A 21,624-nucleotide genomic window follows, 5' to 3' on the forward strand; every position below is an offset into this window, starting at 1 on the left:
CAAGCCAGCTCCCACATTGAATCGGTGCTACTTGGCGGTTTTTGCGGTGGCAACCCAGCCGTCAAACGTCGCTTTGTTTTCCTTCATCCAGTCCTCCGCCAGCTTACGAATGTTGCGTTCGCTGGAGCCGTCGGCGCTGATGGTTTTTTCCCAATAACTCCAGGTTGCCTGGGAAAACGTCATCTGCTCCACCAACTTCCTGATCGCCGGATTCGCCGCGATGAATTGCTTGTTGCCAATCGCATACCAGTTCCACGCCGCCATCGCCATGCGGCATGGATCAGCCCCGCCGGCGCACCCGGCAACCCCGGGCGTCAGTGCCGAAGTCGTGCTCGGCACATTGCCCGGCAACGCATCAAACGGCGTCGGCAGCCACACCACGTCCTTGCCCGGCACCATGGTGTTGGTCATCCACGACGGTGCCCACGCATAGAAAAACACCGGCTCGCCACGTTTCAGCCGGGCGACGTTTTCGAACATCAGTGCTTCGTATTTGCCGCGTACCGGGTTAACCGTGTCCTTGAGACCGAACTTGTCGAGCTGGTAATCCACCACATCGCCACAGCCCCAGCCCGGATCACAACTGATCAGGTTGGCTTTGCCGTCCTTGCCGAACAACCCGGCGATTTTCGGGTCCTTCATTTGTTCCAGGCTGGTGATGCCGTACGCGTCGGCGGTTTTCTTGTCGATCATGTAGCCGTTATAGCCCGCGCCCGTAATGAAGCCCGAGCCCACCACTTCGGTACGGTCCTTCACCTTGTCAAAGCTCGGTTGCAGCATCGGCAAGGTCACGTCCATCGACAGGTCCAGGTCGCCCTGGGCCGCGGCGGGGAAGAACAGGGTGGTGTTGACGGTGCTCAACTTGCTCGCGTAGCCCAGGCGCTTGGTGGCCTCGATCGCGATTTTGGTCAGTACGTAGTTGCCGCCGGTGCTTTCCGATTGCACGAAGCGGATGGTCTTGCCGGTGCCCGGCAAATCCTCGGCCCACACCTGCGTACTTGCCAGGTACAACACTGCTGCAAATCCAAGCAAGGCTTTGAATGGATGCATCATGATTTCCTCTTTTTTTTCTCGTTATGGTTAGGGTTGGCAGTCAACAACGGGCATTCATGAGGTTCTTTTTGTTATGCGTTTACCGGGTTCGGATTGAGCAGTCGCTTGAATAGCGACTTGCGCTTGCGCATGGTCGGTTGCGCCAGGTTCTGGGTGATCCGGTCGAGCATCATCGCCAGCAGCACAATGGCAATCCCGCCCACCGCCGCGCGGCCCACGTCCATCCGGCCCAGGCCTTGCAGCACCACCAGGCCGAGGCCTTCGGCGCCGATCATCGCCACCACCACCGACATCACCATGGCCGTGAGCACGGTCTGGTTGAGGCCGCCGAGGATCGTCGGGATCGCCAGGGGCAGCTGGATTTCCCAGAGCAATTGGCGCTTGTCCGCACCAAAGGCGTGGCCGGCTTCCACCAGTTCGGTGTCGACCATGCGGATGCCCAGGTAGGTAAAGCGAATCAGCGGCGGGCAGGCGGAGATCACCACCGCCACTTCACCCGACACCGTGCCGACGCCAAACAGCATCACCACCGGCACCAGGTACACGAAGGTCGGGGTGGTTTGCATGATGTCGAGGATCGGCCGCATCACGCCCCACACCCGCTCGCTGCGGGCGCACCAGATGCCCACCGGAATGCCCACCACCATGCAGATCACAATCGCCGTGGTGATCAGCGACAAGGTGGTCATGGCCTCGTCCCACACCCCCAACGCGGCGATCACCACCAGGGCTACGGCGCTGAACACCGCCACCCCCAGGCTCGCCGCACGGTAGGCGATCAGGAACATCAGCAACACCATGACCGGGAAAGGGATCGCGTGGATCACCGTGTCACTCAGCCCCAGCAAATGCTCCACCGGCCAGCGAATCGCCTGGAACATTGGCCGCAGGTGAATCCCCAGCCACTCCACACTCTGGCTGATCCACTGGTCTACGGGTAAAACCGCGAGGTCTTCTGAACTAAGCATGCTGTGCAACCTCCGCAGCGGCAGGGCGCGGGGCCGGGACGCTGGCTATGCAATCAAGAATGTGCGCGCTGTTGAGGGTGCCGACGAACTGCCCGTCGCCATCCACCACCGCCACCGGCAAACCCGGTTTGAGCAGGCGCGCGGCTTCCACCAGCTTGGCGCTGGCCGGCACGCAAACGAACTGGCTCGACAGCCGTTGCAGTGCGTCGGCGCCGCCGCCCACGGCCAGCAGCGCTGCCGAGTCCAGCACGCCGACCGCCTTGCCGCTGGTGTTCAGTACGAATGCAGCCGTGCCGTCATTGCCCACCACCCGGGTGTCACCCTGCACCAGCAGCGTGTGGGCTTTTTCCATGATCGAGCGCGCATCGAACAGCCGCGAACGGTCCACCTCCCGGGTGAACGCCGCGACGTAATCGCTGCCCGGGTCCATCACGATTTCCTGGGGCGTGCCCTCGCGCACCACTTGGCCGTCGGCCATGATCGCGATGCGTGTGCCCAGCTTCAGGGCTTCCTGGAAGTCGTGGGTGATGAACAGGATGGTTTTTTTCAGGGTGCGTTGCAGGCGCAGCAACTCGTCCTGCATCTCGGTGCGGATCAATGGGTCGAGGGCACTGAAGGCCTCGTCCATGATCAGCACGTCGGCGTCGGTGGCCAGTGCGCGGGCCAGGCCGACGCGCTGGCGCATGCCGCCGGACAGCTCGTGGGGATGGTGGTCGGCCCACTTGGCCAGGCCGACAATCGCCAGTACTTCCAGGGCCCGCTTGCGCCGCTCGGCCGCCGAGACACCGCGCAGCTTGAGGCCGAACTCGGTGTTCTCGATCACGGTTTTATTCGGCAGCAGCGCGAAGTGCTGGAACACCATGGAGATACGCGTGCGGCGCACTTCCCGCAGTTGGTTTTCGTCGAGGCTCACCAGGTCTTCGCCGTCCAGCAGGATCTTGCCCGCGGTCGGTTCATTCAGGCGGTTGATACAGCGCGCCAGGGTGGATTTGCCCGAGCCCGAGAGGCCCATGATCATGTAGATCGCCCCGCTGGGGATCGACAGCGATACGTTGTTGAGGCCGACCACGGTGGCGGTCTCGGCCAGGATCCGGTCTTTGCTGGCCCCGGCGGTCAAGAGCTGCATGGCCCTGTCCGGGGTTGAGGAAAAGACCTTGTAGAGGTTCTCAATCTTTAGTCGTTCGCTCACCAATTGCCTCCAATTGTTGTTTTGCAATCTGCGGAAAACTTCATCAATAGAAATTTTTGGGCTACTGGCAGTTAAAAATCTTCGAGCTAAGGCGACGCAAGGCGCAGTCGCAAAAATTTCTTGTTGTGGTGCCAAGGCACTTACAGCATGAGCGGTGTGGCGAGTGCAAGGGTTGGGCGTCAACCGGTCGTTGAATCCGATGGAGCCATGCTTTCCCGGGCTTTGCGGGCCACGCGAAACGCCTCGACACCCGCCGGCACGCCGCAGTACACCGCGATCTGCACGAGGGCGGCGCGCAGTTCGTCGTCGCTCAGTCCGTTGCGCAGGGCGCCGCAGAAATGCGTACCGAATTCGTCCATGCGCCCCAGCGCCGCGAGCATTCCCAGGTTGAGCAGACTGCGTTGCTTGAGGTCCAGGCTGTCGTCGGTCCAGACCATGCCCCAGCAGTACTCGTTGAGCACCGCCTGGAAGGGCCGGGAAAAGTCGTCGGCGCGGCCCAGGGCCTGGTCGACGTAGCTATCCCCGAGGACTTGGCGGCGAACGCTTTCGCCTTGGGCCTGCAATGATTTATCCATGGTGAGTCTCCGAAGGGGTTAGAAAATCGCGTATCAGGGCGGCCACCTGTTGCGGCGCCTCGATCAGGATGCAATGGCGCAGCCCAGGCAGAATCCGCAGTTGCGAACCCTCGATGCGATCGTGCATGAACGCCGCCATCCGTGGGTTGGAGCCGGCGTCTTCGGCACCGGTGGCAATCAGCGTGGGGCAGCGGATCCGTGACAGCTGTTCGCCGAAATCCGACTCGGCCAGGATGCGATACGCCGCGGCATAACAGCCCGGGTCGTTGTCGGCATTCAGTTGGCGCAGACGGGTAACGGCCTCGGGATTGCGCGCCTGAAAATCCTCGGTCAGCCAACGCGACAGCGATGCCTCGTAGTGAGCCACCGGCTCCCCGGCCTGCAAGGCGGCGAGGCGCGCGTGTACCCGCTCGCGCTCCTCGGCGTTACGCCCGGCGACGGTCGACAGCAGCACCAACCGGTGAACCCGCGACGGATGAGTCAGGGCCATGCGTTGGGCGATCAGCCCGCCCAACGAGAACCCGGCCAGGTCGAACTGCTTGAAGCCCACGTGATCCGCCAGGGCCAGCGCCTCACCCACCAAATGATCAATCTCATAACGCCCGGGCGTGCGGGACGACTGGCCGTGGCCGCGCAGGTCGAAGGTCAGCACGGTGAATTGCTCCTGCAGACCCGCCACCGTTTCAGCCCACGCCTCAAGGCTGGAACCCACGCCATGGATGCACACCAGCGGGCGCGGTCCATGCCCGTCCAGGCGATAGTTGAGCGTGACGTTGGCCACGCTGAAACGTTGTGCCTGGCCCATCACGCGCTGACCTGGTTGCGTTGTCTGGCGCGTTCGCGCTCGGCGAAGAATGGCATCACTTCATCGATGAACAGGCGCAGGGTCTGCTTCTGCAGTTCGAACGGCAGGTTGAAGGTCAGGCCCAGGCAATACTGGTCGACACCGGCGGCTTCGTAGTCGAGCAGCTTTTCGATGATTTCTTCCGGGGTGCCGAACATCAAGTTGCGTCGCAGGTTTTCCGGGTTGTAGTTGTCTTTGCCGCGCACGCTTTCAAACGGCACCGGCTCGGGGAAACCGTTGTGCACGGTGCCGATGTTCTGCATCAGGTTCTCGAAGGCGCGGCCAAAATCCATGCTGTGCTTGACCGGCAGTTCCCAGTCGTTGGCGTTGGCGTACACGCAGGTGCGGCGCTGCATCATGAAGCGCGGGCGTGGCACGTGGGGGTTGTCGGCCACGGCCTTGTTGAATTTTTCGCCGAGCACCGCGATTTCGGCCGCCGGCAGCGAGAGCGGGGTGGACAGGATGTTGGCGCCAATGCTCACTGCCCAGTCGAAGGTGCCCGGGTCCCGTGCGGCGACCCAGATCGGCGGGTGGCCTTTTTGCAGCGGCTTCGGTACGGCGGCGGTCTGCGGGAATTTCCAGTAGTGGCCGTCGTGGGCGTAGTCGCCGGTCCAGAGCTTTTGCACCGCCGGCACCAGTTCCTTCATGTAGCCCACACCTTCCTGCTGTTGCAGGCCGGGGGTCATGCGGTCGAACTCGTACTGGTAGGAACCGCGGGCGATGCCGAATTCCAGGCGGCCGTGGGTCAGGTGATCACACAGCGCGGCTTCACCGGCAAGGCGGATCGGATGCCAATAGGCGGCAGCGAGGGTCGCGGTGCCCAGGCGGATACGCTCGGTGTGCTGGCCGAGCCAGGTCAGGGTCTGGAACGGGTTGGGCGCGATGGTGCATTCCAGGGTGTGGTGTTCGGAGGTCCACAGGGTTTCAAAGCCGCCGGCATCGGCGATCTTTGCCAACTCCAGCAGGTTGGCCATGACGGTCTGCATCGGCACGTCTGGCGAGAAGCGTTCCATGCTCAGGGATACGGCGAATTTCATAAGATGCTCCTTGAATAATCAGCGCAGGCGAATGACGAAGGGGTCCTGCATTTCGCCGGAGTAATCGATGACCACGTTCTTGGCCCGGGAAAACTCGCGCATCACGTCAAAGCCGCCGCGACGGCCATATCCGCTGTGCTTGAAGCCGCCGTTGGCGGACATGTAGGCCGAGCTGCGGTAGGTGTTGATCCACACCGTGCCGGCGTCGATGCGGTTGGCAAAGCGCATCGCGCGGTCGATGTTCTGGGTCCAGATTCCGGACGCCAGGCCGTAGTGGGTGTCGTTGGCCAGGCTGAGCATTTGCTCTTCGGAGGTGAAGGGCATCACACCCACTACCGGGCCGAACAATTCGTCGCGCATGAACGGCATGTCGTTGGTGGCGTTGGCCATCACCGTGGGCTCGAAGTACCAGCCTTCGGACAGGTGCGCGGCGCTGGGGCGCTTGCCGCCGACGGCGATCTGCGCGCCTTGTTGGGCGCCGCTGGCGATGTAGCCTTCGAGCTTTGGCAGTTGGGCTTGCAGAGCCAGCGGGCCGATGTCGGTGTGTTCTTCCATCGGGTGGCCGACGCTGATCTGTTGGGTGCGGGCCACCAGGGCCTCGACGAACTTGTCGTAGATCGGCGCTTCGACAAAGCAGCGCGAACCGGCCACGCAACTTTGCCCGGCGGCGGCGAAGATCCCGGAGACCACGCCGTTCACGGCCTTCTCGATATCCACATCGGCAAACACCACGTGGGGCGATTTGCCGCCCAGTTCCATCTGGCACGGCACCAGGTTATTGGCGGCGTTGCCAGCGATACGCCGACCGGTTTCGGTGCTGCCGGTGAACACGTATTTGGCGATGTCGGGATGGCGGGTCAGGGCCTCGCCGGTGACGGCGCCGTTGCCGGTGACTACGTTGACCACACCCGCCGGGAAGCCGGCTTCGATGATCAGTTCGGCCAGCGCCAGTGTGGAGGCGCTGGCGTGTTCCGAGGGCTTGATCACCACCGTGTTGCCGATGGCCAGGCACGGTGCGAGGGTGCCGGTGAGCAGCATCAGCGGCGAGTTCCACGGGGTGATCATGCCGACCACGCCCAACGGCTCGCGGCTGCTGTAGTTGAGCTGGTTGAGCTTGTTGACCGGGATCACCTCGCCTTGCAGCTTGTCGGCCATGCCGGCGAAGTACACGTAGGCATCGGGCAGGGCGCTCATTTGCGCGCGCATTTCCCGCAGCAGCTTGCCGTTGTCGCGGGTTTCCAGCAGCGCCAGTTCTTCGGCGTGCTCGGCCACCAGCTGGGCCAGGCGATACAACAATTTGCCGCGTGCGGTGGGTGTCATGTTGCGCCACTGCGGGTCGTTGAAGGTCTTGTGGGCGGAAGCGACGGCGCGGGCCACGTCGCCGGCATCGGCCTGGGCGAACTGGTACCAGGACTGGCCGGTGGTGGGGTCGAAACTGTCGACATAGCTGCCGCTGTCGGGAGCGACAAAGCGACCGTCGATAAACAGGTTGAGGCGGTTGCCCTCAAGGGCGCTGACCGTGGTTTTCATGCAAGAGTCCTGTAGGTGCGTGTCAAAGGGGCGCGTTTTCGAGCATCGCGATGCGGCCGCTGGCGGCAGAGCCGGTGTAGATGCCGAACTGCTGGTTCTGGCGCTCGCGGGCATAGCGGCGCACCACCGAGCGCAGTTCGTTGACCGGCATCTGCTCGATGGGCAACGCGTCCAGCGGGAAGAAGCGCAGGGTGTCGGGCAGCTCGGCGTCGAACGGGCCGAGCTGGGCGCGGTAGATCAGGTAGCCGGGGTCGGTGTCGTCGACATCGAACGCCGAGTACAGGAAGGTCGATTCCAGCTCCACCGGCAGCGAGCTGTCGCCGGCGTCGATAAAACCCTTGCGCTTGCCGGCCACCGGCAGCGTCCAGCCGCCCTGGCCATCGGCGCGAAACAGGATCGCGTCGCCGGCTTCGATCAGGTAGCCGATGATCATCTTGTGGGAGTCCAGCCAACTGGCCGGCAGCGGGTCCTGGATGTTCGCGTAGCGGCCCCGGCAGAAGCACAGCGGCAGCTTGGGGCTGGTGCCGAAGGCGCGGACCTGGCCGATCAGCACCAGGTGGTCGCCGGCTTCGATGCGCTGGTGCACGCTGCAGTCGAACCAGGTCAGGCTGTCGGTGAGGATCGGTGCGCCGGTGTGCACGGTGTCGTGGTTGACGGTGTGGAATTTGTCTGGCGACTTGGAGGCGAAGGTCCCGGAGACGTCCACCTGGCCTTCGTGCAACAGGTTCACGGCAAACTGTTCGGTGCTGGCAAACGCGGTGTAGCTGGCGGCCGACTTGCCCACGCACACCAGCAGCAGCGGCGGGTCGAGGGACACCGAGGTAAACGAATTGGCGGTCATGCCGCGCGGGTTGCCATCGGCGTCATGGGTGGTGATGACGGTGACGCCGGTGACGAAGGTGCCGAAGGCCTGGCGCAAGGCGCCCGGATCGACGGCTGCAACGTTGGCGCTGATCGCGGTGCTCGGCATCGGGGTACTCCTTTGTTCTTGTGGTGTGAAGCAAGCCTACGAGCAAGGGAAACCGGGGGCTTGCGTCGAAAAATGGTAGCGAAGACGAAAGTTTTGCTTCGTTTCGCAGTGCTCCGGCATTTCTGTGGCAAACATCAACCCTGTGGCGAGGGAGCTTGCTCCCGCAGGGCTGCGAAGCAGCCCCACAACGGCAACCGGGTTCTTTCAGGCGGACCATGGCGGGGCTCATGGGGCCGCTCCGCGACCCAGCGGGAGCAAGCTCCCTCGCCACAATTGAGCGTCGTTCTTCAGCCAGACGTCAGTCCTTGGGTTGTTCCGCTTCCATCTCGGCCATGTCCTGGTAGCGGTCGGCAATCCGTGGGTGGGCACGGGAGCCGTCGCTGGCGCCGATGGCGATCAGCACTTCGTCGGGGCCCGGGGCATCGGCGACCTGGAAGTTGGCGGTGAGAAAGTGCGAGCGCTTGCCGGTTTCGCTTTTGTGCACCATCGGCAGCGAAAGCAGGGCGCCCGGTGCATTGCGGGTGTTGGTGAAGCTCAAGTAGGCGGTGCCTTCCACGGCTTCGCGGAACAGGTTGCCGAAGCGCAGGGTGTGGATCAGGCCCGAGGCGTGTTCGATTTCGCCGTTGACCCCGACAGCCGCCGCCTTGCCGAAGGCTTCGACCTTGCCCCCGGGCATCAGGGCGATCAGGCGACGGGTCATCTCATGGCCCAGGCCGGGGGCCAGGCGCAGGATTTCCGGACGCAGGTTCTCGACGAAGCCCTGGCCGGCCCAAGGGTTTTTCAACACGGCTGCCACCACGATCAGGGTGATCGGTTTGCCGGCGTCCTTGCCGCCTTCGATAAAGGTTTCTTCGATAAAGGTGCAGTACTTCCTGACGCCCAGATTTTCCAGATTCATGATCACTCGTCGCCCTTTTGGCTGTTGGTTGTGGCCTTAGGCTAGGAGCGTTGGGCAGCAGCGTCTTCCGTGGTTACGCAGTGCAAATCCACTGGACATTGCTCTGAACCGGAGCAAGTATCAGGCGGGCCTGGCAGGCAACGTGGCTGCCGTGACCTCCATGTTCGGGTGAGCGCCTTGAATCGAGAAATGCAGATACTGTCGTTGCGCGATGTGGCCAGTCAGATCAACTCCGGCGGTGACCTGCAGTCGATGCTGCACCAGTTGGTGTACGCCAGTTGCCGCCACACCCACTGGACCATGAGTTCGATCATGGCCATCGACATGGACGCCGGCTTCGGCCACGTGATCGCCCGCCATGACCCGACCCTGGTGCAGCGCCCGCTGGTGGATTGCTGGGAGCTGTCTTCCAGCCCGGTGATGACCGCCCTGCAACGCAACGAGGCGGTGTTCATCCGCGACGTGCGCGAATGCGAGTACCCCGGCTACCGCCGCGAATCCCTGGAGCGCGATTACCGCACGGTGATGGTGATGCCGATGAACTGCACCGACTTCGACGGCCGGCCCATGGTGCTCAGTGTGATTTCCCGCACGCTGATGGACGTTTCGGAAGAAGACCGGGTGTTCCTCGGCATGATCATCCACCTGGGCGCCATTGCCGTGGAGCGCCAGCGCCAGCTGGAAGCCGAACGCCGCGCCGCCGAGCGCCTGCAGCAGGCGTTGCATGTGCATACCACGATGCTTGAACACGTATTGGGCGGCGGTTCGGTGACATCGTTGTCGCTGATGGTCGGCGACCAGTTGCCCAACCCGGTGATCGCCGTGGACTTCACCGCCAACCAGGTGGTGGCGGGGCGTTCCCCGGATCCCGCATTGTTTGACGACAATGCCTGGCAGGCCGCAGTCGCCGGGGTGCTCAGCGTGCAGATCACCAAAGCCGCCCAGGAAAGTTTGCGCAGCGCCCTGCGCAGTACGGTCAACCTGTTCCTCGACGATGGCCAGCGCCAGTTCACCCTGCGGGCGCAGATCGAACCGTTGATGGTCGACCACGAACTGGTGGGCGCGCTGGTGCTGTTCCCGGTGGCGGCGCCGGTCAACGAGCTGGACCTGCTGATGCTGGAAAGCGCCAAGTTCGCCTTGAGCGTGCAGATGATGCGCAGTTTTATCCGCTTTCGTTTTGAAACCCGGACCCAGACCGAGCTGCTGCTCGAAGTGCTCGAGGGCCGCTGGCGCGATGCCGATGACATCCAGCAGCGCGCCCAGCGGCTGGGCATCAGCTTCAGCACCGCGCAGCAGATGATCATCGTCGACTACGGCGCCAAGGCCCGGGAGGCGAAGAACCTGCACCACAACGTCGCGCGCATCCTGCAGCGTGCAGGGATGCAGGCCACGGTGATCATTGTCGACAACGGTTTGGTGTGCCTGGTGCCGGCGGAAGGCGAGCGCTTGAGCAAAATCAAACGGCAGATTACCGATGACCTGGCGCACTACCTGGGTGCCGAGCCGATCCTGCTGGCCAGCGGGGTGTGCCGGGCGCTGGCGGATTATCCTGCCGCGTGGGAGCGCTGCCGGCGGCTGATCGAGATTGCCCGCTCGTTCGGCCGCAGCGGGCCGATCTCCGATCAGGATTTCGGGCCGATCCCGATCTTCGTCGCGGCCGTGGGCGGAGAAGACATCCGCACCTTCGTCAACGACAGCGTTGGCGCCATGCTCGCCCATGACCGCAAGCACCAGACGCCGTACCTGGAAACCCTGACGGCGTATCTGCGGGAGAGCTGCCGCAGCCAGGCATGCGCGGACGCGATGGGGGTGCATGTGACGACGCTGCGCTATCGGCTGGCGCGGATCCAGGAGTTGTTCGGGATTGATGTGGAAACGCCGGAACGGCGGTTTGCCACGGAGTTGGCGATTCATTTGCAGCGGGTGATTGATAGCTGACGGGTAGCATTGCTCCACTTAATAGGAAGCATTACTATTCATACCCCGCCTCCCCAGTGCTTCCTTGATGACTCCTCAGCCGCCCCGCAGAACAGGCTTTTTCGAGCACTACGAAGAGTTGATCGGGACCTGGACGCGCCGCCTGAGAAACCGTCAGCAGGCCGAAGACCTGGCCCACGACACTTTTGTACGGGTGCTTGAATCCAGCGCCACCAAGGTTGAGCAACCTCGCGCCTATCTGCATCAAACGGCGCGCAATATCGCCGTTGACGCCTATCGCCGCGAGGACCGGCGGGAGGCGATGGCCCTGGAAGCCTTTGACCAGAGTTCGCCCCACAGTGGCGACCCGGAGCATTTCATGCACGCGATCCAGCTGGCGGATTCCATCGAGCGAGCCCTGGCCGAGCTGCCGCTCAATTGCCGCAAGATTTTCATCTGGCAGAAAATCGAGGGCCTGACCCAGCAGGAAATCGCCGAACGCCTGGGCCTGTCTAAAAACATGGTGGAAAAGTATATGATCCGCACCCTGCGGCATCTACGTGACCGCCTGGATGCGATGGCACCATGACCAATGCCCGCTTTGAAACAGGATCTTCCATGATGGATACCCGTGAGTGTGCCTGCGGCAGCGCGACGGCCCGCGACGAGGCGGCGCAATGGTTTGTGCGTGTGCAGGACAGCCCATTGAGCGCAGAAGAACGCGAGCGTTTTGATGCCTGGCGTGCAGAGCATGCCGAGCACCAGTACGAATTTGATGTGCTGCAAGGTTTGTGGAGTGCCACCGACCTGGTGCCCAAGGCGCGCTTGCAGGCGTTGTGCGATGCCCCGCAGCCGCGTGCGAAGCGCCGGCCCGTGCTGCGTTATGCAGTGGCTGCAAGTGTGCTGGCGGTGGCCCTGGGCCTGGGGTTGTTCAGTGGCCTGGATCATCCGGCGACGTACAACGCCGAGTTCCGCACTGCGTTGGGGGAGCGCCGGCAGGTGGCGTTGCCCGACGGCTCGCTGATGGACTTGAACAGCCGCAGCGTGGTGGCCGTGCACTATGTAAAAGGCCAGCGCGGCATCGAGCTCAAGCAGGGCGAGGCCATGTTCAGCGTCGAGCACGACACCAGCCGGCCCTTCGTGGTGGACGCCGGGGCAGGGCAGGTGACGGTTACCGGTACGCGTTTCGACGTGCGCCGCGATGACGACCAGACCCGCGTGGTGGTCGAGGCCGGTACGGTCAAAGTGCAAGGGCGCTCATCCGATGACATCGTGATGCTCACGGCTGGTCGGGGCACCCATGTGGATACCCGGGGCCAGGTGGCGGCTGCCTACGCCGTCAACCCTGAAGAGCTCACGGCCTGGCGCACCGGCAAACTGGTGTTCAACAACGCCACTCTCGGCGAAGTGGCTCGGGAGGTCTCACGTTACCGCGAGCAACCTTTGCGGGTCAGCGCGCCCGCGGTGAGCAACCTGCGCTTGACCAGCGTGTTCAAATCCACCGACACCGACGCCTTGCTCAAGGCCTTGCCGCACATTCTTCCGGTGGCCTTGCGCACCTTGCCGGACGGTAGCCAGGAAATAATTTCGCGATAGATTCAGGTTTTTTTCGAGTTCTTCGTCTTCTTGTGCAACTGCAACTGGTTTGCATTAACAGCCGCACTCTCTTGCGATCACAGGACTACGTTCGACGTGAAAAAACTCGCCATGAAAAACAATAAATCATCCCGCTGGGCACCCCTCGCCCTGGCGCTGGCCGTCAGCGCCGCACTGCCGGCGGCCTATGCTGACGATGGCATTCATATCCAGGCCCAGTCCCTGGGTTCGGCCTTGAGCCAATTGGGTCAGCAGACGTCGCTGCAAGTGTTCTTCAGCCCCGACATGGTGGCCGGCAAACAAGCCCCGGCCGTCGACGGCAACCTGTCGCCCGAACAAGCGCTGCGCCAGTTGCTGCAGGGCAGCGGCCTGGATTACCAGATCGATGCGGGCTCCGTGACCCTGCGCCCGCTGGGCAAGGGCACCGGCGAAGCCGGTTCGCCGCTGGAGTTGGGTGCCACCGACATCAAGGTGGTTGGCGACTGGCTCGGCGACGCGAATGCCCAAGTGGTGCAGAACCACCCGGGCGCGCGCACCGTGGTGCGCCGTGAAGCCATGGTGGAGCAGGGCGCGATGAACGTCGGTGACGTGCTGCGGCGCATTCCCGGGGTGCAGGTGCAGGAGGCCAACGGCACCGGTGGCAGTGATATTTCCCTCAACGTCGGGGTACGCGGCCTGACCTCGCGTCTGTCGCCACGCTCCACGGTATTGATCGACGGCGTACCGGCAGCGTTTGCACCCTACGGCCAGCCGCAGTTGTCGATGGCGCCGATTTCCTCCGGCAACCTCGACAGCATCGACGTGGTGCGTGGCGCAGGCTCCGTACGTTATGGACCACAGAACGTCGGCGGCGTGATCAACTTCGTCACCCGGGCCATCCCGGAAAAATTCTCCGGCGAAGTCGGCACCACCCTGGAAACCGCGGCCCACGGTGGCTGGAAACACATTGAAAACGCCTTCATCGGCGGCACCGCCGACAACGGTATCGGTGCTGCGTTGCTGTATTCCGGGACCAAGGGCGATGGTTACCGCGACCGCAACAACTCCAACGACATCGACGACGTGATCTTCAAGACCCACTGGGCGCCGACCGATCAAGACGATTTCTCGCTGAATTTCCACTACTACGACGCCAGCGCCGACATGCCCGGCGGCCTGACCCAGAAGCAGTACGACGCCAACCCGTATCAATCGGTACGTGACTGGGACAACTTCAATGGCCGGCGCAAGGATATGTCCTTCAAGTACATCCGGCAGATCGACGACCGCACCCAGGCTGAAGTGCTGACCTACTACTCCGACAGTTTCCGCGGCAGCAACATCGCCAACCGCGACCTGAAGACCCTGGGTTCCTACCCGCGCACCTACTACACCTTCGGCATCGAGCCGCGTGTGTCCCATGTATTTGACCTGGGGCCGAGCACCCAGGAAGTCAGCGTCGGTTATCGCTACCTCAAGGAAGGCATGCACGAGCAGGCCACCAGCCTGGCGCTGGTCAACAACGTGCCGACGCCCGTGGGCCAGAGTGACGGCCACGTGTACCAGGACCGTACCGGTGGCACCGAGGCCAACTCGTTCTATATCGACAACAAGATTGATATCGGCAAATGGACCGTCACCCCGGGCATTCGCTTTGAGCAGATTCGCACCGAATGGCACGACCGTCCGGTGGTAGGCCTCAATGGCGCCACGGTTCAGGAGAAGCGCCGCGAGATCCACAACAACGAACCGCTGCCGGCCCTGAGCGTGATGTACCACGTCTCCGATGCCTGGAAGCTGTTCGCCAACTACGAAACCTCCTTCGGCAGCCTGCAATACTTCCAGCTGGGCCAGGGCGGTAACGGCGACCAGACCGCGAACGGCCTGAACCCGGAAAAAGCCAAGACCTACGAAATCGGTACCCGCTACAACGACAGCGTCTGGGGCGGCGAAGTGACGTTGTTCTACATCGACTTCTCGGACGAGTTGCAATACGTCAGCAACGATGTGGGCTGGACCAACCTCGGCGCTACCAAGCACGAGGGCATCGAAGCGTCGGCCCATTACGACCTGTCGAACCTCGACCCGCGCCTGGACGGCCTGACCGCCAACGCCGGCTTCACCTACACCAGGGCCACCTCCGAAGGCGACGTTGCCTTCAAGGGCCGCGACTTGCCGCTGTACTCCCGTGAAGTGGCCACCCTGGGGCTGCGTTACGACATCAACCACTGGACCCACAACCTGGACGTCTATGCCCAGTCCGGCCAGCGTGCGCCGGGCACCGGTACCACCTACATCACCCAGCCGACTGCTGATGGCCAGTACGGGGATATTCCCGGCTACGTCTCGGTGAACGTGCGCAGCGGTTATGACTTCGGTGCGCAACTGTCGAACCTGAAGCTGGGCGTCGGGGTAAAAAACGTGTTCAACCAGGAACACTACACCCGCTCCAGCGACAACAACTCCGGGATCTACCTGGGTGAACCGCGCACGTTCTTCGTGCAGGCCAGCGTCGGCTTCTGATGCGTGCCTGATCCCAGGTATCGACAGTGACGAGGGGGCGCAAGCCCCCTCGCCATAGCCCTTCTTCCTACTCTTTTTCTAACGATTTTCTGCGTCCGCAGGAACTGAATCCGACAGGTCTACCACACAAGGAGGTGCCCACTTTCCATGGGATACCTTGTATCGCCGAGGTGTCTTTGAGCCGGGAGTGAATCGTGTCAATACGCCGAACTGGAGATGCCTATGTCGGTAACCTTATCCAACTCAACTGTTGCCAACCCCTCTGATAACGCCGCGCAGCCGCATACTGATGCCGCCACATCGACGCAGTCACGCTCACGCTCCGGGCAGGGGTCGATCCACATCAGCTTCAACTTGCCACAGAATGGGATCGGCCCGGGATATTCGAATTGGACGACGACGCAGAGCACGATGGATCGCCATGGTGCCGCCAACAACTCATTCCGGGCGTCCTATGCAAACTCGTTCCTGGGCGGGCTGATCGGACAGCTTCAGGACTTTCTGCACAAGCTGTTCAATCCGTTCCGGCCTCACCCCGGTTATGGTCGTCCTGATCCTTCCATTCCACTCAGGCCTCTTCCCGGACACTGCCGTCCGACCCCCTGCAAGCCTGACCCGGGATACGGTCGCCCGGACCCACACTTTTCGAGGCAAACCCCCGATCAACTGGGGAACCTCCTCAAGAACAAATTTGATGCGTTCACGGTGCCGGGCCAGCCCTTCATCACAAAACAAAGCCTGGAGGAGATGGCGGGCAGACGGTTGACCAACGACCAGGACCGTAATGAGAACATTCTGTTGGCCCGGGAACTGCTGCGACGCCCAGACGTAATACAAGCCTTTGACCGAGCCGGCAGGACCGGTGATCTGGATGGTCGAATCTCCCGGCGGGACCTCAACGCCGTGCTCGACTCCGGCAACGCCTTGAAGTACAAGACCGACAAACAGCTCGCCGAACAGATGTTGAAGGACTTCGACGCCCTGAAGGGTATCTGGAGCCGCTCCATCAGTATCAAAGATTTGAAAAAATTGGCCGCATCGTCGTCGAGCGACCCAAAGCAACAGCGGCTCATCGAGTTGGCCAAGGAAGTCACTCAGCGCTCAAGCCTGTTGACGCTGATGGACTCTCTTGACCGGTATGACGGCAAGATCGGCAGAGCCGCCCTGCGCCACCTCTCTCTGAACCTGTTTTAGCTCGATCACGCCGCGACCCTCTCGCGGCGTGATGACCTGCCTTGATCAATCCGCTGCTTTCAAACTCTCAGCCAGGGCTCAGACATGGCTACACCTTCGTGTGGATCGCACAATCCTGGCTATCAGCCAGCCTGTCTTGCGCCGACGGGCAGCGATACCCTGCAACCGCCCCCCGTTGCCGCACCGGGCAAACGGTGCGAAGAGGGCGCCGAAGCCCGGCGAGTGAAGAACTTCACCGGGCAGCACACGTTCCAGGCGCCGGCGGCTGACGACTTCATCAAAGGCATGTTGCCGCACGGGCAGTTGCCTGCCTCCCACGCGCCTGGGTTACGCCCGTTGCGCGCGGTGATGGGCGCCATGGTCGCAGCGATCAAAGGCCTTTGGCAGGAGACGAAACCGACCTGGCCAGGGTCTCGAAAAGCCGACTGATTCTTCGGTTTTTACATGTTGTCATTGGAACGCTGCTCTATCTCGGAACCATTGCCACCGGCACACCACACACCTTTGGCCTGTTTTCACCTGAACGATACGGCGATTGCCGGGATGATGACCAGGTCAATGTGGAACCGGAAAATGGTGGAGATGAATCATGACAATCAACGGCGGGTCGGTCTGCCAGCACCTCGGTGCTACACCCTGTATTGCCCCGGCACTGGACGGCGGTACACGGGCAATTCACGCCGCTTCAAGTGAACCCGGTGAGGCTGCGCGAAAGCACAGCCATCAATCCGGCGGGGCGCCCGTCCGCTCATCAGGCTATCGGCCTCCTTTGCGGGGGGAGAGTCACTGCAGGAGTCTGCTGCAACACCTGGGGCTTCAGAACGAAGTGGCCAGCCGCCTCCGCGGGCCCAATCCCTACATTCGTTTGCCGGACAGCGATTTGGTGAGCGCGGCGAACGCCCAATTTGCCATGCTGAAAAAACTCCATGAGAACTGACGGACTGAAGCTGTCTTCACTGCAACGAATCGCCAGTAAAAAGCTCGGTGCCAGCCGAGAGGCCGACAGCGCTATCCTGCTTGCCAAGGCGATCATCCAGCGCCCGCGCCTGATCGATGCGATCCTCGACCAGGACGGCTACATCACCCGCGAAAGCCTGGCACAGGCCGAGAACGTCGTGTTCGGCAACAGCGATCCCAGTGCCTTCAGCCCGGACCCTTTCCACACAAAAAACAATGCCGATCTCGTCCGCCTGTTCAAGGAAATGTTCACCGAGTTACGGGACCGCATGGGGTTTTTCGAGCAGATCTGCTACGTCAATATCGAGGTGCTGGCGATGATGAGCAAAGACCCGGATGAGCTCGACAGCCATGGCCAAGTTGTACTGGACCCGGCCACGGGGCTACCGAAGAAGAAGTACGACGAACAGCAGGTGTACATGGCGAAAAACCTTGTGGACCGGCCGGGCTTGTTGCGGTCGCTGGAAAACACCGCCGACAGCGGTCGGCGAATTTTCGGCAGTCATCACCAGGCGGGCTGGCTCAGCAACAAAACCCTTGATCGCTGGCTGGAACTCCAGAAAGCCAAATGACCCCGGGTTGACGCCTCAATGTACGAGGCGTGATGGGGCTGGGTGGTCAGACCCGCAGTATTTTCCCGCTGATCGCCACACCGATCAGCAGTACGGCAATCAGCACAAAGGCAGTGCTCAAGCTGCTGCCATGGGCGATGAAGCCGATCACCGCAGGGCCGGCGAGAATGCCGGTGTAGCCCAGGGTGGTGATGGCGGGCACCGCAATGTGTTCCGGCATGACGGTCTGCTTGCCGACGGCGGTGTACAGCACCGGTACGATGTTCGAACACCCGGCACCGACCAACGCATACCCCAGCAGGGCGGTTTCCCACGCAGGGAATAGCGTCGCCAACAGCGTGCCGCCGGCGGCGAGCGCGCCACCGAATACAATCACCCGGGTTGCGCCCAGGCGGCGAACTATCCTGTCGCCGGTAAGGCGCCCGACGGTCATGGTCAAGGCAAAGGCTGCGTAGCCAAGGCCCGCATAGGCTTCGTCAAGGCCGCGCTCGGCGCTCAGGAACACCGCGCTCCAGTCCAGCACGGCGCCTTCGGCAAGAAACACGATGCAGCACAGGCAGCCGATAAACAGCACCACGCCGTGGGGCACGGCAAAGGCCGGCCCGGAGCTTTCACTGCCGTAAGGCAGCAGGTGTGGCCCGGCCTTGAGCAAGGCCACTACGATGACGACGATCACGGCGAGGGTGGCCTGCAACGGCGACCAGCCCAACCCCAGCAGCCCGCTGACACCTGCCGCCCCGACGATCCCGCCCAGGCTGAACAGCCCGTGGAAGCCCGACATCATGGTCTTGCCGCTGGCTCGTTCGACCATCACCGCTTGCAGGTTGACCGTGGAGTCCACCGTGCCCAGGCCGGCACCAAACACAAACAGCGCGGCCATCAGCAACGGAATCGAGGTGACGGTGGCCAGCATCGGCAGGCCCAGGCAGATCAGGAGGGTGCCGCCGGTGGCCACTCGCCGGATACCGTAGCGCGACGCCAGGGCCCCGGCGACCGGCATCGCGATCATCGAGCCCACCCCCAGGCACAACAGCAAAAGGCCGAGGGTGCCCTCATTGAGTTGGGCGCGGGCCTTGGCATAAGGCACCAGTGGTGCCCAGGCGGCGATGCCGAAGCCGGCGATGAAAAACGCGATGCGGGTCGACATTTGTTCCAGCCGCCCGGGTACCACGGGCGCTGGGGTGCTGATGGCGGTCATGAAAAATCCTTGGTTTTGCGTTCAACGAACGATGTGCAGCGCAACATCCTTGCACATCAGGCCGTATCGAGCGAGCCGGGTTCCCTTGGCATGCCTGAACACAGGGCCAAACATTTTTTCCAGGATCATGGAACGCGACGGGCCTTTCCAACCACTATCAGTTCGTAGGACAAGTAACCACTTGAGGTGCGAGGTGGCCTGGAAGGTGCGTAATCCCCGCGAGAACTGGTGAACCCCGGGCTTCCAGCGACGGATTACCACCTTCCAGGCCGATCCTCTCACTTCAGCAGCCGCGCCAGTTTCGCATCCCGCACCTGCAACACTTCAAACAAGCCCAGGGCCTGCAGGGCGGGGAGGGCTTGCAGGATGTCCTGTTCGGCCAGCAAGCGCTGCTCGTCCGGGGTGGCCGGATCGCACCAGGTTCTGGCGTTGGCGAGGAATGCGCCCACCGTGCCTTTGCGCACGGTCACGCCATTGAATTGGCCTTGGTCGAGATGGTCGGGAAGCACGTCTTCTGCACGCATGGCGGAGCCCTCAATGAATGAATCCGCAGTCTGGGCGTGCGCAAATGGCTACACTGCCTTATCCAGGTCATTCAATACGGTAAAGCTGCCATATGCCGTCAACACTCGTTTCAGCCCAGCTCGCCAATGCGACCGGCGGTCCGTTGCTGGTGGCGACGTTGCGCAGCAGTCCGGTAGCACGCACCACGGCCCTTCATCAGCATGCCCGCGGGCAATTGCTCGGAGCCCAGCGCGGGTTGTTGTCGGTGCAGGCGGCGCACCAGCATTGGGTAGTACCGGCCACCCACGCGGTGTGGATTGCCCCCGATTGTTCCCACGCCTTGCGTTCCCACGGGCCGTTTGATGGCTGGAGTGTGTATGTCGAACCCCAGGCGTGTGCAGGGCTGCCCCGACAGACGTGCGTTATCGCCACGTCGGCCTTGTTGCTGGAAGCCGTCAGGCGCGCGGCAACCTGGAGCCAGGCGCTGCTTGAGCCGCCTCAGTCACGGATCGCCCAGGTGATTCTTGATGAAATCGCCGGGTTGCCCCAGGAGCCATTCGGCTTGCCGCTGCCCCGGGACCCGCGCCTGTTGCGCATCGCCCAGGCGCTGGCCGACAGTCCCGACGACAACCGCCTGCTGGAACACTGGGCGCAGTGGGCCGGTGTCTCGCCGCGTACCCTGGCCCGGCGGTTTGTTGCCGAGACCGGGTTCACCTTCAGCCAGTGGCGCCAGCGCGCACGGTTGTTGCGCGCCCTGGAGTTGCTGGCGGCGCATGCACCCGTGACCCGGGTTGCGCTGGACCTGGGTTATGAAAACGTCAGTGCCTTTATTGCGATGTTCCGGCGTACGTTCGGGACGACGCCGGGGCGGTACTTCACGGATGGCGCAAGCGACTACGGGCATACACCGCCACAATCACGAAACACCCCATAGGCAACAGGTAAGCCAGCGCCACCGTGCTGTTGTCCGCCACCTTGCCCATCAAGTAGGGCATCAGGGCGCCGCCGACGATCGCCATGATCATGAACGAACTGCCGCGCTTGGTGTGCGGCCCGAGGTTCTTCACGCCCATGGCGAACAGCGTCGGGAACATGATCGACATGAAGAAGAACACCGCGATCAGCGCGATCACCGAGATACCTTCCAGGCCGATCACCACCAGGCCGCACAACGCGATATTGATCAGCGCATAAATCAGCAGCAGCTTCCGCGCGCTGACCCGGCCCATCAGCCAGGTACTGAAAAAGCGCCCGAACATGAAGGCCAGCATTGCGATCGACAGCAGGTAGGCGGCTTGCTGATTGCCCATCTGTGCCCAATGCTCGGTGACGTAGTTGATGAAAAATGCGCCGACTCCGACCTGGGCCGCCACATAGAAAAACTGCGTGATCACCCCACCGACAAACTCCCGGTGCTGCCACAGACCTTTGCCGGCCGTCGGTTGCAGTGCCTGTTCCTGGGCGCGCAAATCCGGCAGCGGCGTGCGGGCGATCAGCAGCGCCACCAGCAGTACCAGAACCGCGATCACCACGTAGGTGGTCTGCAACGAACTCATGTCCGAGGCCGGTGTGCTGCCGGCGCTGAAGAACATCGCGCCGCCAATCAGCGGGCCGAAGAACTGGCCAAGGCCATTGAATGATTGCGCCAGGTTCAACCGCCGCTCGGCGCCCTGGGGTTCGCCCAGCACGGTGGCATAGGGGTTGGCAGCGGTCTCCAGGCAGCCCAGGCCGCAGGCGATGACAAACAGCGCGAACAGGAAAAACGGAAAGCTCGCCGCCGCAGCCGCCGGCATGAACAGCAGCGCGCCCGTCGCATACAGGCACAGGCCCAGCAGGATCCCGGCCTTGTAGCCGTGGCGGTCCATCAACAACCCGGCCGGCAGGGCAATCAGGAAGTACGCGCCGAAATAGGCGCTTTGCAACAGCCCGGACTGGGCCTTGCTGACGTGCAGGACTTCCTGGAAGTGCTTGTTCAGTACGTCGAGCAAACCGTAGGACAAGCCCCAGAGGAAAAACAGACTGGTCACCAGCATCAGCGCCCAGCGATAGGTCGGCACGGCACGGGTGCCTGGCAGGTGTGTATCTTTGCTTAACATGACGCTTCTCCTGTTGTTTTTATG

Annotated in this window: 20 protein-coding genes; 8 read left to right on the top strand and 12 right to left on the bottom strand. The window is 62.6% G+C overall.

The annotated features are described in order from the left end of the window. Window positions 1-27 precede the first annotated feature (27 nt). The 9 genes from proX to HX869_RS05610 form a co-directional block, all read right to left on the bottom strand. Window positions 28-1,053: a glycine betaine/L-proline ABC transporter substrate-binding protein ProX gene (gene proX, locus HX869_RS05570; RefSeq protein ID WP_087693082.1), complete on the bottom strand. Its 1,026-nt coding sequence runs from the start codon at window positions 1,051-1,053 to the stop codon at window positions 28-30. 71 nt (window positions 1,054-1,124) lie between these two features. Further along, window positions 1,125-2,021, bottom strand: coding sequence for a proline/glycine betaine ABC transporter permease (locus HX869_RS05575; RefSeq protein ID WP_178902848.1), 897 nt, complete (start codon window positions 2,019-2,021; stop codon window positions 1,125-1,127). Beyond that, window positions 2,014-3,147 carry a glycine betaine/L-proline ABC transporter ATP-binding protein gene (locus HX869_RS05580; RefSeq protein ID WP_003219477.1) on the bottom strand — a complete coding sequence of 378 codons (1,134 nt, stop codon included), beginning with the start codon at window positions 3,145-3,147 and terminating at the stop codon, window positions 2,014-2,016. Before HX869_RS05580 ends, HX869_RS05575 begins: the two co-directional genes overlap by 8 nt. A 242-nt stretch (window positions 3,148-3,389) precedes the next feature. Beyond that, window positions 3,390-3,785, bottom strand: a complete 396-nt coding sequence (locus tag HX869_RS05585; protein WP_003219479.1) for a carboxymuconolactone decarboxylase family protein — start codon at window positions 3,783-3,785, stop codon at window positions 3,390-3,392. Next, window positions 3,778-4,590: an alpha/beta fold hydrolase gene (locus HX869_RS05590; RefSeq protein WP_178902849.1), complete on the bottom strand. Its 813-nt coding sequence runs from the start codon at window positions 4,588-4,590 to the stop codon at window positions 3,778-3,780. Before HX869_RS05590 ends, HX869_RS05585 begins: the two co-directional genes overlap by 8 nt. Continuing rightward, on the bottom strand, window positions 4,590-5,666 hold the full coding sequence (locus HX869_RS05595; RefSeq protein WP_003219483.1) for an LLM class flavin-dependent oxidoreductase: 1,077 nt from the start codon (window positions 5,664-5,666) through the stop codon (window positions 4,590-4,592). Before HX869_RS05595 ends, HX869_RS05590 begins: the two co-directional genes overlap by 1 nt. A gap of 18 nt (window positions 5,667-5,684) precedes the next feature. Further along, complete coding sequence (locus HX869_RS05600) at window positions 5,685-7,196, bottom strand: aldehyde dehydrogenase (RefSeq protein ID WP_177067142.1); 1,512 nt, start codon at window positions 7,194-7,196, stop codon at window positions 5,685-5,687. Between the two features lie 22 nt (window positions 7,197-7,218). Continuing rightward, window positions 7,219-8,166: a flavin reductase family protein gene (locus HX869_RS05605; protein WP_178902850.1), complete on the bottom strand. Its 948-nt coding sequence runs from the start codon at window positions 8,164-8,166 to the stop codon at window positions 7,219-7,221. A gap of 298 nt (window positions 8,167-8,464) precedes the next feature. Continuing rightward, window positions 8,465-9,064, bottom strand: a complete 600-nt coding sequence (locus HX869_RS05610) for an amino acid synthesis family protein (RefSeq protein ID WP_003219487.1) — start codon at window positions 9,062-9,064, stop codon at window positions 8,465-8,467. 189 nt (window positions 9,065-9,253) lie between these two features. Between HX869_RS05610 and HX869_RS05615 the strand changes: the two genes are divergently transcribed. The 7 genes from HX869_RS05615 to HX869_RS05645 all read left to right on the top strand — a co-directional run bounded on the left by HX869_RS05615 (window position 9,254) and on the right by HX869_RS05645 (window position 17,802). After that, window positions 9,254-11,002 carry a helix-turn-helix domain-containing protein gene (locus HX869_RS05615; RefSeq protein WP_003219488.1) on the top strand — a complete coding sequence of 583 codons (1,749 nt, stop codon included), beginning with the start codon at window positions 9,254-9,256 and terminating at the stop codon, window positions 11,000-11,002. A gap of 67 nt (window positions 11,003-11,069) precedes the next feature. After that, window positions 11,070-11,570 carry a sigma-70 family RNA polymerase sigma factor gene (locus tag HX869_RS05620; RefSeq protein ID WP_003219490.1) on the top strand — a complete coding sequence of 167 codons (501 nt, stop codon included), beginning with the start codon at window positions 11,070-11,072 and terminating at the stop codon, window positions 11,568-11,570. 32 nt (window positions 11,571-11,602) lie between these two features. After that, window positions 11,603-12,577 (top strand): FecR family protein, encoded by a 975-nt coding sequence (locus HX869_RS05625; protein ID WP_008432738.1) that lies wholly within the window; start codon window positions 11,603-11,605, stop codon window positions 12,575-12,577. A gap of 96 nt (window positions 12,578-12,673) precedes the next feature. After that, window positions 12,674-15,079 carry a TonB-dependent receptor gene (locus HX869_RS05630; protein ID WP_177009178.1) on the top strand — a complete coding sequence of 802 codons (2,406 nt, stop codon included), beginning with the start codon at window positions 12,674-12,676 and terminating at the stop codon, window positions 15,077-15,079. Window positions 15,080-15,301: 222 nt separating this feature from the next. After that, entirely contained in the window at window positions 15,302-16,273 is a 972-nt protein-coding gene (locus HX869_RS05635) for a type III secretion protein (protein ID WP_177023251.1), read from the top strand. Window positions 16,274-16,357: 84 nt separating this feature from the next. Further along, on the top strand, window positions 16,358-16,702 hold the full coding sequence (locus HX869_RS05640; RefSeq protein WP_256344310.1) for a hypothetical protein: 345 nt from the start codon (window positions 16,358-16,360) through the stop codon (window positions 16,700-16,702). Between the two features lie 497 nt (window positions 16,703-17,199). Then, the gene (locus tag HX869_RS05645; RefSeq protein ID WP_178902851.1) at window positions 17,200-17,802 is read left to right on the top strand and encodes a type III secretion effector protein; all 603 of its coding nucleotides are present in this window, start codon (window positions 17,200-17,202) and stop codon (window positions 17,800-17,802) included. Between the two features lie 46 nt (window positions 17,803-17,848). On the opposite strand, the gene HX869_RS05650 is transcribed toward HX869_RS05645, so the two are convergent. Next, window positions 17,849-19,000, bottom strand: coding sequence for an MFS transporter (locus HX869_RS05650; protein WP_178902852.1), 1,152 nt, complete (start codon window positions 18,998-19,000; stop codon window positions 17,849-17,851). A gap of 278 nt (window positions 19,001-19,278) precedes the next feature. Then, window positions 19,279-19,524 (bottom strand): hypothetical protein, encoded by a 246-nt coding sequence (locus tag HX869_RS05655; protein ID WP_102369456.1) that lies wholly within the window; start codon window positions 19,522-19,524, stop codon window positions 19,279-19,281. Window positions 19,525-19,616: 92 nt separating this feature from the next. Here HX869_RS05655 and HX869_RS05660 point away from each other — a divergent pair, with 92 nt between their 5' ends. After that, window positions 19,617-20,438 (top strand): helix-turn-helix domain-containing protein, encoded by an 822-nt coding sequence (locus tag HX869_RS05660; RefSeq protein ID WP_177048443.1) that lies wholly within the window; start codon window positions 19,617-19,619, stop codon window positions 20,436-20,438. On the opposite strand, the gene HX869_RS05665 is transcribed toward HX869_RS05660, so the two are convergent. Further along, on the bottom strand, window positions 20,380-21,600 hold the full coding sequence (locus tag HX869_RS05665) for a sugar MFS transporter (protein WP_177067148.1): 1,221 nt from the start codon (window positions 21,598-21,600) through the stop codon (window positions 20,380-20,382). The genes HX869_RS05660 and HX869_RS05665 overlap by 59 nt on opposite strands. Window positions 21,601-21,624: the final 24 nt, after the last annotated feature.

This window comes from Pseudomonas sp. P7779, assembly GCF_013386315.1.
Lineage (GTDB): Bacteria > Pseudomonadota > Gammaproteobacteria > Pseudomonadales > Pseudomonadaceae > Aquipseudomonas.